This window comes from Ktedonobacter racemifer DSM 44963, from assembly GCF_000178855.1.
GTDB lineage: Bacteria > Chloroflexota > Ktedonobacteria > Ktedonobacterales > Ktedonobacteraceae > Ktedonobacter > Ktedonobacter racemifer.
In genome coordinates this window covers 2,668,624-2,684,996 of sequence record NZ_ADVG01000001.1, presented here as the reverse complement: position 1 = coordinate 2,684,996, position 16,373 = coordinate 2,668,624, and the positions used below count along the sequence as shown (strand labels likewise).

Annotated in this window: 14 protein-coding genes and 1 pseudogene; 10 read left to right on the top strand and 5 right to left on the bottom strand. The window is 55.3% G+C overall.

What is annotated here, in order from left to right:
* Positions 1-42: 42 nt before the first annotated feature.
* The 6 genes from KRAC_RS11570 to KRAC_RS11545 all read left to right on the top strand — a co-directional run bounded on the left by KRAC_RS11570 (position 43) and on the right by KRAC_RS11545 (position 7,523).
* Positions 43-597, top strand: a complete 555-nt coding sequence (locus KRAC_RS11570) for a hypothetical protein (RefSeq protein WP_007907101.1) — start codon at positions 43-45, stop codon at positions 595-597.
* Between the two features lie 49 nt (positions 598-646).
* Positions 647-1,054 (top strand): PPOX class F420-dependent oxidoreductase, encoded by a 408-nt coding sequence (locus tag KRAC_RS11565; RefSeq protein WP_007907100.1) that lies wholly within the window; start codon positions 647-649, stop codon positions 1,052-1,054.
* A 236-nt stretch (positions 1,055-1,290) separates the two neighbouring features.
* Positions 1,291-1,623, top strand: a complete 333-nt coding sequence (locus KRAC_RS11560) for a cupin domain-containing protein (RefSeq protein WP_007907099.1) — start codon at positions 1,291-1,293, stop codon at positions 1,621-1,623.
* A gap of 486 nt (positions 1,624-2,109) precedes the next feature.
* A complete protein-coding gene (locus KRAC_RS11555; protein ID WP_052568171.1) occupies positions 2,110-5,172 on the top strand; it encodes a Tn3 family transposase in 3,063 nt (1,020 codons plus the stop codon).
* A gap of 230 nt (positions 5,173-5,402) precedes the next feature.
* Positions 5,403-5,669, top strand: coding sequence for a hypothetical protein (locus KRAC_RS11550; RefSeq protein WP_052568169.1), 267 nt, complete (start codon positions 5,403-5,405; stop codon positions 5,667-5,669).
* A gap of 429 nt (positions 5,670-6,098) precedes the next feature.
* Entirely contained in the window at positions 6,099-7,523 is a 1,425-nt protein-coding gene (locus KRAC_RS11545) for a hypothetical protein (RefSeq protein ID WP_007907096.1), read from the top strand.
* Positions 7,524-7,759: 236 nt separating this feature from the next.
* Here the strand turns inward: KRAC_RS11545 and KRAC_RS11540 are convergent, their stop codons facing one another.
* From KRAC_RS11540 to KRAC_RS70200, 4 genes and pseudogenes are all read right to left on the bottom strand, one after another.
* Positions 7,760-8,158, bottom strand: a complete 399-nt coding sequence (locus tag KRAC_RS11540) for a DUF3224 domain-containing protein (protein WP_007907094.1) — start codon at positions 8,156-8,158, stop codon at positions 7,760-7,762.
* Positions 8,159-8,548: 390 nt separating this feature from the next.
* The gene (locus KRAC_RS75855; RefSeq protein ID WP_052568168.1) at positions 8,549-8,803 is read right to left on the bottom strand and encodes a hypothetical protein; all 255 of its coding nucleotides are present in this window, start codon (positions 8,801-8,803) and stop codon (positions 8,549-8,551) included.
* A 312-nt stretch (positions 8,804-9,115) separates the two neighbouring features.
* Positions 9,116-9,565, bottom strand: a pseudogene (locus KRAC_RS79455) (pentapeptide repeat-containing protein); the annotation flags it as partial.
* Positions 9,522-10,022 (bottom strand): pentapeptide repeat-containing protein, encoded by a 501-nt coding sequence (locus KRAC_RS70200; protein WP_007907091.1) that lies wholly within the window; start codon positions 10,020-10,022, stop codon positions 9,522-9,524. The gene KRAC_RS70200 and the pseudogene KRAC_RS79455, both read right to left, overlap by 44 nt.
* 489 nt (positions 10,023-10,511) lie before the next feature.
* Between KRAC_RS70200 and KRAC_RS11530 the strand changes: the two genes are divergently transcribed.
* Positions 10,512-10,835, top strand: a complete 324-nt coding sequence (locus KRAC_RS11530) for a GYD domain-containing protein (RefSeq protein WP_007907090.1) — start codon at positions 10,512-10,514, stop codon at positions 10,833-10,835.
* Between the two features lie 309 nt (positions 10,836-11,144).
* Here KRAC_RS11530 and KRAC_RS75845 read toward each other — a convergent pair whose 3' ends face one another.
* On the bottom strand, positions 11,145-12,620 hold the full coding sequence (locus KRAC_RS75845; protein ID WP_244422153.1) for a hypothetical protein: 1,476 nt from the start codon (positions 12,618-12,620) through the stop codon (positions 11,145-11,147).
* Here KRAC_RS75845 and KRAC_RS75840 point away from each other — a divergent pair.
* The 3 genes from KRAC_RS75840 (at position 12,531) to iscB (ending at position 16,324) form a co-directional block, all read left to right on the top strand.
* Positions 12,531-13,052, top strand: coding sequence for a transposase (locus KRAC_RS75840; RefSeq protein WP_244422029.1), 522 nt, complete (start codon positions 12,531-12,533; stop codon positions 13,050-13,052). The genes KRAC_RS75845 and KRAC_RS75840 overlap by 90 nt on opposite strands.
* 243 nt (positions 13,053-13,295) lie before the next feature.
* A complete protein-coding gene (locus tag KRAC_RS11520; RefSeq protein ID WP_007907088.1) occupies positions 13,296-14,249 on the top strand; it encodes an EamA family transporter in 954 nt (317 codons plus the stop codon).
* A gap of 695 nt (positions 14,250-14,944) precedes the next feature.
* Entirely contained in the window at positions 14,945-16,324 is a 1,380-nt protein-coding gene (iscB, locus tag KRAC_RS11515; protein ID WP_007907087.1) for an RNA-guided endonuclease IscB, read from the top strand.
* The last annotated feature ends 49 nt before the right edge of the window (positions 16,325-16,373 follow it).

The window sequence follows — 16,373 nt, the reverse complement described above, 5'->3', positions numbered from 1 at the left end:
AATAAAACAAAGGTAAGCAACACTACTCATGGAGGAGACAACATGCTTTATCCTTATCTGCTTTTACTCCACATTGTCGGCGTGTGCGGCCTGTTTATCGCTCTCAGCCTGGAAGTGATTATCGTGTCTCGTCTACATGCGGCGAAGACGACGCTGCAAGTCCATGAATGGCTCACTCTCAGCCGTGTGATTGATCTGGTTTTGCCAGCCTCTGCTGTCTTCATTCTCATCAGTGGCCTTGTGCTGACCTTTTCGGTATGGGGATGGGGGCACGCCTGGATCGAGCTTTCGCTGGGCTTGCTCGTTCTCCTGGGTATCCTGGGACCCGTGATCAACGGACCTCGCATGAAGGCGATTCAGGTGACAGCGCAAGCCGCACCCGTGGGCGAGATCCCTCCCGCTCTCAGAAAGGCTATCTCTGACCCTGTGCTACAGGCTTATGCACCTATCCCGGGTTTGGCCGCGTTGGGCGCCGTTATCATGATGGTCTTGAAGCTGGATTGGCTTGGTTCGGGGATGGTGATTGCTCTGGTCCTCATTGTAGATCTCATCTTTGCCTTCGCGCGCAAAGGGGAGAGCATACATTTTGTGAAATAACCTTTGTCAAAAATAGTCGCAGAGAAACATTGAGAGAAAGAGGAATAAGATGTTTTCAGAACAAGAGCTCGCGTTTTTGCGCACACAACCACTTGCCAGACTGGCAACGGTGGCCGTCAATGGTCAGCCTGATGCGGATGCAGTCGGCTTCGCCTTTGAGAATGGGCGCTTCTATATTACCGGGTGGTATCTCGAACGTACGCGCAAGTATAAACATATCGCTGCCGGACAGAGCAAGGTGTCATTGCTGATTGACGATCTGCGCTCGCTTGAGCCCTTTGAACCACGCTCGATCAAGCTTCATGGAAAGGCCGAGATTTTGCAACTTGAGGAGGGATTCCGAGGTCCTGGCACCTATATTGTGATTACGCCGAAGGTCTCCTGGAGTAGCGGCATTGAAGGACCGGCTTTTCAGGGTGGCAAAGCGGTTATCAAGAAAATCACCTGGGAAGAATGATCTGGTTTTCAAGAATCTTTAAGAAGTTTTTTTGTTTTTCCGGGCTGCTTTCACGGATTGCGCAACGAGATTCAAAAAACGGAACAGAAAAGGAAACACATGCCATCTCGTGCCCAACACGCTTGCCAGTCTGGAGGGGTTCCGCGTCAGTTCTCGATCTGCAGGACCAGAGTGAAGGGTGATTCGCGCCGGAAAGGCGTATTTTCAACAAAGAGAAAGCAAAGGAGAAAGAACCTATGGCAACCATTCTTCCCAAAGAGCAGCTTCAGAATGGCTACCTGTTTCAAGGAAAGGACTATGGAGATATACCCATTTCGTTTTTCTGGATGCATCTTCCGCCTGATGAAGGACCCAAACTACACTACCACCCGTATGACGAGATTTTTATCGTTCTGGAGGGTCGCGCCACGTTCACGGTGGGTGAGACTACGTTAGAGGTCGAGGCAGGAAACGTCGTGATCGGGCCAGCCAATGTGCCTCACAAGTTCAGCAAGGCGGGTTCGGAGAGCTTGAGGATCGTCACGATCCATCCGAGTCCAAAGACCATCGGAACGCGAGCTGAGGACTGAGACGAGGAGGGCATCATGAACCGGTGAAGCATATATTGACACTGTGCAGCGTATTGTGGCAAGGGAATCGAGGAAAAGTGAGCGAAAAAGCAGAAAGACAGCATTCTCTCGACCCGACTTTCACGATATGCTACGCAATGCAGAATGGCTGCCAAAGGATGCTTCACAGCATCATGTTACCTGATTGCCCTCGATCAGCCTGGGAGCGTGAAACAGTGCCAGGATATGCTTCACAGACACTGCCTACATGGGGGTAAAATCACAGCTCGCCATGAGAAGAAAGGAGCCCATCAAATAGTCGGTGATGGGCTCCTTTCTTCTCATGGCGAGCGAACACATGGCCTTGTGATCGAGTTTTCCACGTCTCCCGGATCTCCCTCACTATCAGAACAGCCCTTTCTCCTACAGGAATTGCATTCAGAGCCTCTTCTCTGCTATGGTAACAGCGGTAACTTTGGAAGAGGAACGTGTGGGGGGAAAAGCTTCATGCCTGTTGAGTATCTCACCGAGGAACAAGAACAGCGCTATGGGCGCTACATTGGTGAACCCACGCCTGAGCAACTCGCTCGCTATTTTCACTTCAACGACGACGATCGTCAACTGATCGGTCAGCGTCGGGGAGACCACAATCGACTTGGCTTTGCCTGCCAGATTGGGACGCTTCGGTTTCTGGGGACCTTTCTGGCTGATCCCGTGAACATTCCAGTAGGGGTCATCGCCTATGTGGCCTCCCAGCTCAAGATCAAAAATCCGCAGTGTATTGTACGCTACGCAGAGCGCGTCCAGACCCAACAAGATCACGCCCAGGAAATCCGCCAGCACTATGAGTACAAAGAATTTTCCGATCGTCAGGGCGGGTTTGCTTTGATGCGCTTCCTCTATGCACGAGCCTGGGTTGGCATCGAGCGTCCCAGCGTCCTTTTTGATGTGGCCACGACCTGGCTGCTCGACAAGAAGGTGCTCTTACCTGGGGTAACGACCTTGACTCGTCTGATCTCTTCGATACGCGAGCGGGTGGCGGAACGCTTCTGGCAACAGGTCAGTGTTGTGGTCACTCCTGAGCTACGCACTGACCTGGAAGGACTCCTGGCTCGTGCTGGAACCTCTCGCATTACTCATCTCGAACGCCTGCGCCGATCTCCTTCACGTCCAAGTGCGCCCGTCCTAGTCCAGGCCCTTTCGCGCCTGGCAGAGGCGCGTTCACTCGATGTTGGTCCACAGGCACTGATCCATGTGCCTGCGAATCGCATAAAAACGCTCGCTCAGTATGCGGTGACCACCAAAGCCCAAAACATTGCCACCTTAACCGAGCAAAGTCGGACCGCCACCCTGGTGTCTTTTGCGCGTCAGTTGGCAGTGACGGCCCAAGATGATGCGCTCGATCTGCTGGATATGCTGATCCGCGACCTGCTGGCCCGCTCCACCAGCGATGGAAAGAAAGTACGCCTGCGCACCCTCCGTGACCTGGATGCAGCGGCCTTGTCACTGGCGGAGATCGGCGAGAAACTCATCACGCCGGAGTGGACGGATAAACAAATCCGAACGCTACTCACCGAAAAGCAACCCAGGATCACCGAGGCAGTCACGACCATTTACGCGTTGGCGCGCCCTGCGGATGACAACTACTATCAGGAAATCGTCGCGCGCTATCCTGCGGTCCGCCGGTTTTTTCCGGCACTGTTGCGCACCATCGAGTTTCAAGGCAATGAGGCGGGCAAACCCCTCCTCAACGCACTCACGTTCCTGCGTGAGCAAGAGAGGCAGAAAACTCCCGACTTTTCTGCCGCGCCTCTGGAGGTGGTTCCCGCCAGTTGGAAGCGCCTTGTCGAGCCGAAAGACGCGCCCATTGATCGTCGCTACTATACCTTATGCGTACTGGAACGCCTTCACGAGGCGCTGCGCCGTCATGATGTCTTCGTGGAGGAGAGTATCCGCTGGGGTGATCCCCGAGCCAAACTGCTGGCTGGGGAACAGTGGGAGCGTGTTCGCCCCACCATTTGTCAGTCACTCGGAAGAAAGGTTGAGGCAAAGATGGAATTTGAAGAACTTGCCCGTCGTCTTGATGAAGCGTATCGCGCAACTTCCGCGAGATTTCCTCAGTCCGGTGTGCGGATCGAGATGGTGAAAAACAAAGCTGGTCAGGAAGTAGACACGCTCATCCTCACTGGCTTGGACAAAGTCGAGGAACCAGAGAGCTTACAACAGCTCCGTCACCGCGTAGCACGACGCCAACCGCTGATCGACTTGCCAGAACTCCTGTTAGAGATTCAGGCCCGCACGGGTTTTGCTTCGGAGTTTTCTCATATCAGTGAAGCGCGTTCACGCCTGGACGACCTGGCTCTCTCTGTGTGTGCGGTACTCCTGGCCGAAGCGTGCAATGTCGGACTCACTCCGATGGTCCGTAAAGGGATTCCCGCGTTGGAGCGAGACCGTTTGCTTTATGTGCAACAGAATTATATTCGGCCTGATACCATTTCTCGTGCCAATGCGCGGCTCGTGGACTATCAAGCGACCATTCCACTGGCCCAGGCGTGGGGTGGTGGGGAGGTCGCTAGCGCCGATGGTTTGCGCTTTGTGGTCCCGCTGAAAACCTTGAATGCTGGCCCTAATCCCAAATACTTTGGCACCGGGCGTGGCATCACGCTCGTCAACTATACCTCAGATCAGTTCAGCGGGTTCAAAAATATTGTGGTTACGGGGACGCTGCGAGATTCCTTGGTGGTCCTGGAAGGGCTCCTCAATCAAGAAACGAAGCTTCAACCCAAGGAATTGATGACCGATACGGCCTCGTACAGCGATGTGATTTTTGGACTCTTCCATTTGTTAGGATACCAATTCAGCCCTCGCCTGGCTGATGTCGGAGAAGCGCGCTTCTGGCGCATTGATCCGTCCGCCGATTATGGCGCACTGAATGGCTTGGCCCGCCACACCATCAATCGCAATCTGATTACCGAGAACTGGGATGATCTCTTGCGCGTGGCTGGTTCCCTCAAATTAGGGACGGTGAACGTTACCGAGTTGCTCAAATCACTGCAAGGGAATGGGCGTCTGTCCACCCTGGCTAAAGCGATCGCGGAGCTTGGACGCATTGCCAAAACGCTTTACCTCCTCTCCTCTATTGATGACCCAGCCTACCGCAGACGTATCCTGATCCAGCTGAACAAAGGAGAAAGTCGCCATAGTTTGGCACGGGCCACCTACTTTGGGCAAAAGGGGGAAGTGCGCCAACGCTATCGTGAAGGGCAGGAAGAGCAACTCGGCGCGCTGGGATTAGTAGCCAATGCGATGGTCCTCTGGAATACGCTGTATATGAATCAAGCATTGGAGGACATGCGCGCACGGGGGATGACCGTTCTCCCAGAGGATGTGGAGCGCCTCTCTCCGCTCGGCTATGATCACATTAATCTGCTGGGGCGCTATACCTTCTCGCTCTCGGAGGAAGTCCGTCAGGGAGCCTTGCGTCCGTTACGTGAAGTCGAAGAACAAGAGGAAACGGCACAAGAAAAAAAGCCAATCGCCATCAATGTGGAGACCCAAAAAGAAGCATAACGTTTATTTCTTGGGTTTGTCATCCGGGGTTGTCTACTGCCTGTGCAGTTCGCCAGCCCCTTCCTCATGCTTCTCTGCTTTTCTCCCTAGACATAACTCTCGCGGTAGAATAAACACCTGATCAATCAGTCTGTTTTGATCCAGTTGCCTTAGCGTTGTTTTTCGTTCCATTCATACTCAAGGGCCATGTCCACTATGGCTACCCAAGGACTACTCAAGTAGACCATGTTGTGGGCCACGAGGTCGATCCGCGAGTCCTAACACACTTCACCGCCCTCAATCTCAAAGGTCAAGTGATGATTTTTGAGGTGCCCGGCGGCGACCCAGAACATACGCGACTCCTGCAAGGTCCACACCTTGTTGGCCCTGGCGCTGACCTGGCGCCGGTCATGCTCACCTTCTCAGGCAATGCGAGCCATCCCGACCTGGTGGTGACCGTAAGCGGTCTCCAGGTGGTCTTCCACAACACCGGAACGAGCTATGCGCCGATGCGATAAAGCCGATGCGTGACGCGATCGGCAGGTCACGCTCTCAAATCAGCCGGAGGAGCGCTATTGGGGTCTATGGCGCAATGGAACAGAAAAGTGGTTTAAGGCCGATTCCGGCGTGAGATAGCCTCATAGAAGCTGCAATGAATGCATAAAGAGCATAGATGCAACGAAATCAGCGATGCAACTCTTTTTTGTGCTTCCTGTTAACCCGCTCTGGAAACCAATTCAGAGCTTAAACCACTTTTCTGTTCCATTGCACCACAGACCCCGTCTTGCAAGAGGCGGCTTCGGCGAGCGAGCGTCGGACATGGAGCCAAGCAACGGACACGCCTGCTCCGTTGTGCCCCACCTGCGCGGTTCCGCTGCAGGCCCGAGGCCAGCGAGAGCGGACATTGCACGGCAATGGAGGCCAGAACGTGACCTTGAAGCGAACCTATGGCATCTGCCCCAGGTGCGGATCCGGTCTTTTCCCCCCTCGATGAGGAACTCGCCTTGTTGCCAGGTCGGCTGGCACCTCGACAACAAGAACACCTGACGCACCTGGCGTGCTTCATGCCCTTCGAGAAAGCGGCCCAGATGCTCGAAACGCTGCTGGGGGTGCAAACAAGTAGGGAGACAACCCGTTGCCTGACCGAGCGCATGGGGGCGTACATGGAAATTGCTCCCATGGCCGAAGGTGAGACGTCCTCCTTCTCAGCGCCCACCGCGCAGCCTGCTCCCGCACAGTATGTCGTGAGTGCTGATGGGGCCATGATTTCTTTGGTCAACAAGCAGTGGGTCGAAGTACGCACCCTGGCCATCGGAGAACCCACAGTGGAGACGAGTGCTGATGGCCGAGCAGAGATCCACGTCCATCAGCTCTCGTATGTGTCGCGTCTCTGTGATGCCTTCACCTTCACTCAACACGCAGCAGGGGAGCTCCGACGGCGTCGGGTCGGGGAGGCCAGGCAGGTTTGTAGCGTCACCGACGGAGCCGAGTGGTGCCAAAGCCTGATGTCGATCTATCGACCGGATACGCTGCAGATACTGGATTTTCCATATGCGGCAGAACACCTGAGCCCGCTACTCGAAGCCTTGGAGCAAGCCGGCTTGTGTTTTCCGGATCGGATGCTCTCGCGCTGTTTGCATGTGCTCAAGCATCGAGGACCTGCGGCGTTGCTGCGTATGGTCAACCGATTGGGCAACGATCTCACGCAGCAGAAGGGCATCGGGGAACATCTGGAGTACCTGCGCAAACGTGAGGCACTGATGCAGTATCCAACATATCGCGCAGCAGGCTGGCCCATCGGCTCAGGGATGGTGGAAAGCGCCAACAAACTGGTGGTGCAAGCGCGCCTGAAAGGCTCGGGCATGCATTGGCAGCGCAGCCATGTCAATCCTATGCTGGCCCTACGCTTGGCCGTCTGCAATGAGCGTTGGCAGGAAATGTGGCACAAAGCCGTTCGTCAGCAACGCTTTGTTCAAGCCCCCCATCAATCAGCGCCCACGAAGCCTCTGGCCCAGGTGTTGCTTACTGATGGCTGCTGCGCTCAGACGTCGTCCCCTCCTCCTCACGCTGCAGCGGCATCGATGCCTCGCACGCTTCCCATGGCTTCCCAACAACGCTCGGTGGCAACACCACGTGCTCCGGTGTCCGCTTCTCCCGTGCTGAGAGTATGCTCCTCTCGCCAAGGCATCGACTGCCCATCGGAGAACACGCCACCGCACCCATCAGACAGGTGCCCATGCGGAGCGCCTTTGGTGCGGTTCAAGGGACACCGGACCAAGGAGTACTGTTCTGATCGCTGTCGCCAACGGGCCTACCGTCAGCGACAAGCCATGAAGCGCTGGGAACACTGGAGACTGATCGTGCTCTCATGATCTGGATAAGGTCGGCGCAAAAAACTTGCCGCACCCGTTGACCACGAGGTGTGCCAGAAACCTCGCCATGACCTTCTTGACATATACCTTTCCTACCCATTGAACTAAAAACCTTATCAGGACAACATAAACCGGGTAAGATGCTTACAGAGGAATATCCAAGTTTTGCATCGAAGTCTGGTATGTTGTCCTGAAAGGAGAGCTATGCCCAAACGGAGATACGAGCATGAGACGCGCTATTCGATGTCGTAGTCGAGGGTGAACGTCGCCTCGTGCTCATCGTGATGCCATACACAGTGCCCGCGCAACCCTTGCAATTCGTCTGTGCCTGAACCGGGGACAACGTATCCGAAGGAATCTGTAACGTTGCCACTCGCTACCGCCCCACCATGTTGAATGACGAAACTCCCAGAGCGGCTTCCGATGCGCCCTACGACTTTCTCTGTGGCAACGTAACCAGCTGAGCCGTCGTCTGCTTGGCACATGAGGAGGACAGCTATACTCTCAGCTTCGATGTCACCCTGGAAACTCCTTTTCACGTCTGTTTGCAAGAGCTTAGGACCTTCCTTCGGCTCGTCGTAAGGGCGTTGATCCCAAGAGCTAATCTTGAAGTCGGATTTCGTGTGGATACTCATAACAGTTTTCTCTTTCCCTTTATCAGTAGTGACTCTTTGTCAGAACTGTTCATTATAAACCTCTTTGAGTCTACCACCGATTTAGGAAAATTTCGGTCCTCCATTCTGATTGGGTTCCGCTTGTTTTGCTGAGTCTCTCGGTTATCCTGACAAGGATTTTAGTCCAATGAGTAGGTCAGCTATATGTCAAAGAGGTCGTGGCGAGGTTTCATGTTTCTTTGCCTCTCATATCCACTCTTTGCGTTCGGCGCAAAAAACCTTGCCGCACCCCCGGCGCGATCTGGCGTGACGATTGCTCCTTTTTGCCTGGTTTTGACGCAAAATTAAGAAGGAAAAACGAGAGATTCTCACCCTGCTGGAGCAGCATCCACGGCGCTCATCACCTGGCTCCTATGGATCAGCATCGAGATAGCCCAGGATGACGTTGAGCTGTGGATTATCTTTCCCACCTGCGGAGATATCGACCACGAGCGCACGGCCTTCTCGTTTTCTGAAGATGACCCGGAGCGGCTTGACCTTACTCGTCGGATCGTTGAATGCGTCGATATACGCTCTGAGGTCGTCTGGATCAGCGAGCCATCGTCTGAAGCCATGTCGGCTTCCATCATCCATAACCAGAAGAATCTCGACAATTTCCTTATCCATAGAGAATGTCTTCTGTGCAGAAGAGGCTGGTGAGGATGGGGCTTTGGGCGTGCTGTGCTGCCGCTTCCCTTTCTGTTCTCTCCATCGGCGTTCAACCACATCGAGTCCCTGGATGATCGAGGCAAGCGTGGCTGCCGTAACGAGGATATTGGTTCCTACCGTTGTGACCTGACTGAGCCAGTCGGTGATGGAGGACGACTGACTCGGGCGAGGCCCAGGCGTGGCACTCTTGGAAGAAGGGGCATCCCGTTTGGCTCCGGTGAGATCGGCATCGGTGAGATCAGCCCCTCTCAGATCGGCATCAGTGAGGTCGGCTCTCCTGAGAACGGCATCCCTGAGGATGGCTTCGCTGAGGTCGGCTCTCCTGAGAATGGCTCTCCTGAGAATGGCTCTGCTGAGGTCGGCTCCGCTAAGGTCAGATCCGCTGAGGTCGTTTCCGCTGAAGTCGGCTTCCCTGAGGTTGGCCCCCACAAGATTGGCACTTATGATACCGGCGACGCCGGGGTTGGCTATGCTAAGGTCGGCTCCGCTAAGGTTGGCTTTGTGAAGGTTGGCTCCGTTGAGGTTGGCATTCCTGAGAATAGCTCTGCTGAGGTTAACTCTGCTGAGGTTAACGTTCACGAGCCAGGCTCTGCTGAAGTCGGCTTCGCTGAGGATGGTTCTGTTATCGAGGTTAACTCCGATGAGACTGGCTCCCCTGAGGTCGGCTCCCCTGAGGTTAACTCCGATGAGGTTGGCCCCCCCTGAGGTTGGCCCCCACAAGGTTGGCTCCCCTGAGGTCTGTTATGCCGATATCGGGGATGTTGAGATAGGCTCTGCCGATGTCGGCATAAGTGAGATCGGCTCTGCTGAGATCGGCTCTGCTGAGATCGGCCCCGATGAGGTCGGTCCTACTGAGGTTGGCCCTACTGAGGTTGGCCCTACTGAGGTTGGCCCCACTGAGGTTGGCCCCCCTGAGGTTGGCCCCAACGAGGTTGGCCCCACTGAGGTTGGCCCCAACGAGGTTGGCCCCACTAAGATTGGCCCCAACGAGGTTGGCCCCCTTGAGATGGGATTCCCTAAGATTGGCTCCACTGAGATAGGTATTACTGAGATCGACACTCTCAAGAGTGATAGTTATTCCAGGAGAAAACCAACGCCATGCATTCCATTCTGCAACGCTCCGCTTGAGTCGTTCAAGCTGTTTCTGATCTAGTACGGGCTGATCTTCTTGGGCCATAGTCACACCTCTCTTCTTCTTGTGCCCTGCATCTCTATTGAAATAGACGATAAGAAGCAGAGAAAACCACACACATCATGCGAGGCAGAGCGTCCGATCATGACGCCAATCTGAGAAAGGAAAACGATCGTTTTCCTTTCCCAAATTGGCAATTTTACCCAAAACGAAGCAATGAAATGGCGAAAATGAGATTTTTATCCCCTCCTTGTCCTTAACGAGGATTTTTGGGGGGGAAATGTTGGGAGCCCGTATTGGTGATATCGATTCCATCTTCCTGCTACACTGAATGTAAGGTGACAACAATGCACTGACAACAATGTAGTGAACTCGGCTTCAGTTCACAGGTGGACCAGAATAAGGGGGTATCTGCTGCTCACCTGTCACATCACACGAACAGCAGACACCTCAACACCTGTGAACGAACTGAAAGAAATGTGATCTTCGCTCTCGCTGCATGGATTCTGACACCCGCGAAAGGAGGTGACAGAGATGCCTCTCTACATGACACGTTTTGCCTACACGCCCGACGCCTTGGCTGCGCTCGTCAAACATCCACAGAACCGTGAGGACGTTCTCCGCGCGTTGATCGAGAAACTTGGAGGACGGTTGATATCTTTCTACTACTCCTTCGGGACGTACGATGGTTTGTTTATCGCTGAGATGCCCGATGAGACCACGATCACGGCAGCTATCTTCGCCGTGGTCTCCCCAGGCCATATCAAAAGCGTTGAGACAACTGTGCTGCTCACGACCGAGCAGACGATGGAGGCGATGCGCAAAGCGGGCACCCAGACCTACCCAGCACCAGGGTAGGCATCCGACCTTGGAATCCCACCATATTTCCCCCTCTAGATTCCGCTAAGGGCAGGTGCATCTGGTCATGATCTCAACGCATATTCCGCTAAGCTTGAGATTCAGGTGCTCCAGCCCTGATCTTTTTGAGAGACCGAACAAGGTCGCACGAAAGATCCCAAGTATCGCAACACGGGCTCCCAACATTTCCCCCCCCGATTTCCCCCCTAAGTAGGGGTTGCTGACAGTTGCAACATATGTTGATATTTCGTATACTTCAGGTATCGAGGTCAACGCATCGTTGACCCGGCAGCGAATCGTCTCGCGGGGTCAGAACCCAGGAGGACGCAGGTGGTCAAAACGCAAACGCTCTCGTTCCCCATCCGCTTGCCCGATGGCATGCAAGCTCAGGCCCTGCGCCTCCTTGATGCCAGCCGCCCCGCCATCAACCAGATCATCACCGCGTTGTGGCCGCAGCTTGATGTGTTTGCAGGCGAGAGGGCCGGTCCTGCCTGGAAGCAGGTCGAGCGCCACCTGCTCACCCGCTCGGGTCACGGCAGCCGCCAGGAGCGCTGCGAGATGGAGCAGGCGGGCCGCATCCTGCGCGCCCAGGCCAGCCGCAAGCGCGTCTTCGAGGCGATCGTGCCCCTGCTCTCCGAGGGCTTGATCATCCCCGCCCAAGGCAAACGGCCCGCCAGAAAAGATCACCGGCAGATCAACGAGCAGGTCAGCGCCCTGCGCGCGCAGCTGCAGGATGCCGGGGAGGATGCCGAGGCGTTTGTGGCCATGACCAACCTCATGGAGCAGGCCTGCAACTGGTACCTGCAAACCGGAGCGTTCCCCAGCACCTATGAAGCCCTTCAACCCGTGCCCATCCTCTCCGTCGGTCACCTGACCTTCGCCGGAGACGACGGTATGAAGGCCGGTCAGGCCTATCGGGCACGTATCGAGCTGGCCCCAGGCTGCGATCTTGAAAGCAGGCAAGAGCGACACCTCGCATCGCTCTCGCTGCGACTGCGCACCCCCGATGACCAGGGGACATGGAGCTGGGGAGCCTGGAGCCAGGCCATCGCGCTGCCCCCTACCGTCTGTGCGTCCCTCGCGCAAGGGGCTCTCCCCCAGGCGCCGACGTTGCGAGAGATCCAGGGCGACGATGGCAGCCGCGTGGCCGTGCTCGATCTCACTCTGGAGGTACCGGCCAGGTACGTCTCTCCGCTCGAGCAGGAGACGCGCGTGTTGGGCTGGGACTGGGGGGTGCGCTCGCTGATCACGGTCTCGATCCTGCAACGACCGGAGGAGGGCGAGGAGCGGTCCCGGCAGGTGAGCCGTCCGGTCTTCCTGGAGACGGGGGGCATCGATGGCAGGCAGGCGCGCTTGCGCAGGGAGATCGATCGGCTCAAGGCCTGCCGCGATCACTACGGGCAGCTCGTCAAGGAGGCCCAGGCCGCCCAGCAGGAGCATGGGGTCCCGCTGCCCGCGCATCTTGCGGGCTGGCAACGACACGTCCAGGAGTACGAGGCACGCATCAACCAGTGCTGGAAGGCCTACGAGCGGAGAAACCGCGAACTGGCGCACCTGGCCTCCAACCTGTTGATCCTGCTGGCGCTGCTGTATGACTGCCGGCTCATCTGCGGAGAAGACCTCAGGACGCTCAAAACGCAGGGGCGTGGCCGTGGCGTACGGGGACGCTTCCGCAACTGGCGCAACAATAGCACGGTGCGAGGCGAGCTCTGGCGCGTCCTCAAGTACAAGTGCCATCTGTTGGGCATCCGGGCGCGGCAGGTGGAAGCGCGTGGCACGACCCATACCTGCCCGCGCTGTGGCCAGCCGGCCAAGACGTACGCCTCTGCGGCTCCAGAGGATCGCAAGAAGGCCATCTCGTGGGGGGCGATGCTCTGCTGCTCGAACGCCGAGTGCCTGTGGAACGGGGCGAGGGATTACGCGGCGTCGCTCAATATCGCCCGGCTGGGCATGGCCTTTCTCCTCACCTATCAGCAAACCAGGCGGTACGAGTCGTACCGCGTGACTTCTTCGGAGGTCAACTCCTGCTTGTATAGCGGGCAGGAGGCGACGCTGCTGTTGCCGTCGCAGGGGATCACACCCCGCCCGCCTGAGGGCAAACAGGTTTCCTATGCCGGATGGTCCTACACCATCGCACTGCGCACGTCTCAGCCCAGAGAGGTGCTTGCCATCCTTTCGACGTCTCAGCTGAGGAAGGACGTGCTCTCCAGTGCGTGAACATAGCAGAGTATCCTGTTTTTGCAACGGTAGAGTTAAGGTTGCTGTCACCAACCGGAAAGTAAGCCTATCTCAACCACTACTAAATCAAAAAGGACACGAGTTGTGTCTCGATAACCATTTTCAGTTCGGGTTCTGCTCGCGCTTTCATTCACAGCGGCCACTTTCAAACACCCTCATGCTCGTGCTACGATAGAGCGATACACTTTAACGTCGATACTACCCACACAGCAAGAGGAAATCATGAGTTCATTTTTCGACCCCCCTAATACAAAGAACACGGATGGAGGCAACACAACAAATCCCCATGTTCCAGGAGAACAATCAAGGCAACCAGGACACTGGCAGAATTTTGCACAGAAGGTACCTGCACAGTTGCTGGCATTGCTAGCGATTATCTCGGTGCAGATGGGGGCGGCGATGGGCAAAGAACTCTTTTCGGTCATCGGACCGCTGGGAACAACCTTCTTGCGCCTGGGTTTCGCGGCAATCCTGCTTCTCATCTTCTGGCGACCACAGATACGCGGGCTGACGCGGACACAATATATCAACGTTCTGTTATTTGGCATTGTGCTGGCAGCGATGAATGGAGCATTTTACTCCGCGATCCGCTATATCCCGTTAGGCATCGCAGTGGCACTGGAATTTGTGGGTCCGTTAGGACTGGCCCTCATGCAATCGCGCAGGGTGAAAGATCTCGTCTGGGCATTGCTGGCTGTGGTCGGCATCTTCCTACTCGCGCCGATCGGGCAAGGGGCAGTGAACCTGCTGGGGATGGGGCTGGCAATACTGGCTGGTATCTGTTGGGCAGGCTATATATTGTGCAGCGCAAAAGTTGGGCACTCGTTTACGGGCGGACGAGGACTGGCACTGGCTGTGGCCGTGGCAACGATTGCTATTGCGCCGCTTGGAATAAGTAACGGAGGAGTGGCGCTACTCAGTCCGCAGGTACTCTTGACGGGCGTGGGCATCGCTATCTTCTCCAGCGTCATTCCCTTCTCGCTGGAACTAGAGGCGCTCAGGCGGCTTCCCTCGCGCGTCTTCGGTATCCTCATGAGCGTCGAGCCAGCGGTCGCCACCCTCATTGGCTTCTTCGTGCTGCACGAGGCCATAGGACTACGCGAGATACTGGCTATCGCGCTCATCATCTCGGCTTCGGTCGGCGTCTCGCTCGACGCGACGGCACAGCATCAATGATGATCTGATGGAAATTGGTCAAGCTTTGTGTGTAATCTGGGTCGACCTGCTCCAATTAATATAGTAAAACGTATGCATGCATAGCCTTACCACATCTTTTGTTGTTCCTGCTTCGCTCCCAGTTGCGCTCACACCGAAGTGGGAGTCGTCTTACACCAAGTCCACAGACACGCCCATAGAGCGCTACCACGGAACTCACCCGGCTCCGAGCGAGGACTTCTCCATTCTTTTCTCCACAGAGCTCGTGAGTACATCGTGAATTTTCGTGACGTTACGATACGTTTCATCTGGTATGATATCTTATGCACCGTGACTTCCAGAAGTCGATAGCGTGCGCACAGAGAAGCAGGTGGTCATGAAACAGAAAACGAGAGACCTGATAGGGCAGGTGCAAGACGCGCTCCTTGCCCTTCCGGATGCGATGCTGGTCAGGTACCCCATGCCTAAAGGCAGGGGCTTGTGAAAGCAAGCCTGGACCTGACCAGACTCAGCCAGAGCTGATGGATATAATCATCAAGGCTATCGGGCTACGATAGAGGGAAGTGTTGAAGTTCCTACCTACGGGTGCGTGCCAGCCGGTAGCTCTAGAATTCCTGGGTTAAACAGCAAAACGGGGTGTTATGCAGTGCTCAGGGAAAAGTACCGCCCTCTCTCATTGTCGAGGCAAACATTACCCTGGAAACAGGAGGCTCAACGTGAGCAATGTTTTTGTGATTGATAGTGACTATACACCGTTAAATCCGGTGCATCCAGGACACGCGAGGCGCTTGCTCAGGCAAGGGAAAGCAGCCGTGTTTCGGAGATATCCCTTCACTCTTGTGCTCAAACGGATTGTAGAGCAGCCAGAGGTACAGCCATTGCGCTTGAAACTCGATCCTGGCAGCAAAACCACGGGTATTGCCCTGGTGAATGATGCTAACGGAAAGATTGTTTTTGCGGCTGAACTTGAGCATCGTGGGCACGCGATTAAAGACAGCCTGGATGATAGAAGGGCAGTTCGTCGCAGCCGACGTCACCGCAAAACACGGTATCGTAAGCCAAGATTTCACAATCGAAGAAAAAAGAAGGGATGGTTGCCGCCATCGTTGGAAAGTCGCCTTGCCAATATTCTCACGTGGGTAGCTCGCCTGTGTCGGTATGCTCCCATTGCTGCTATCAGTCAAGAACTCGTGAAGTTTGATATGCAATTGATGGAGAATCCCGACATTGCAGGCGTGGAATACCAGCAAGGGACGCTGCAAGGCTATGAAGTGAGAGAATACTTGCTCTTCAAATGGGAACGAAAATGTGCCTATTGTGGCAAGCAAGATGTTCCCTTGCAAGTAGAACACATTCAGGCACGCGCTAATGATGGCACCAACAGGGTGAGTAACCTTACGCTCGCTTGCGAGCCATGCAATACCGCCAAGGGTACTCAGGATATCGAAGTCTTCTTGAAAAAGAAGCCTGATGTGCTCAAGCGGATTCTCGCTCAAATCAAGAAGCCACTCAAGGATGCCAGTGCAGTCAATGCTACGCGCTTTGCCTTGCTTGAACGGCTGAAAGCCGTGGATTTGCCTGTTGAGTGTGGTAGCGGTGGGTTGACGAAGTTTAACCGCACCATGCGGAAGTTGCCCAAAACCCACTGGTTGGATGCCGCTTGTGTAGGTACAAGTACTCCCGTTGCGCTTTTGAATAAAGGGACTGTGCCACTGCATATTACAGCCACAGGACATGGCAGAAGGCAAATTTGCTCAACGGATAAGTATGGATTCCCGAAGCAGCACAAAGAGCGCAAAAAGAAATTTCTTGGGTATCAAACGGGTGATATGGTCAAAGCCATCACCCCCAAAGGAACATTTGAAGGGCGTATTGCCATTCGTCACCGCCCTAGTTTCCGGCTTGGCAAGGCCGATATTCACCCCAAATATATGCGGTGTGTGCATCGGTCTGATGGCTATGAGTATAGGCAGAAAGGAGTGCGCCATGCTCCCCCCCCATGGCTAAAGCCAGGGGCACCCGCATGGCGCGATTTTAAGGGTGGTCAGTGGCGGCTACGATTTCATGCGCTGCCTGGCCGTCCATCTGCGCTATAAAGGGCTGGAGGGGCAAAGGCCAGAATATGGCCGCGTTTCTCTCTCCTGG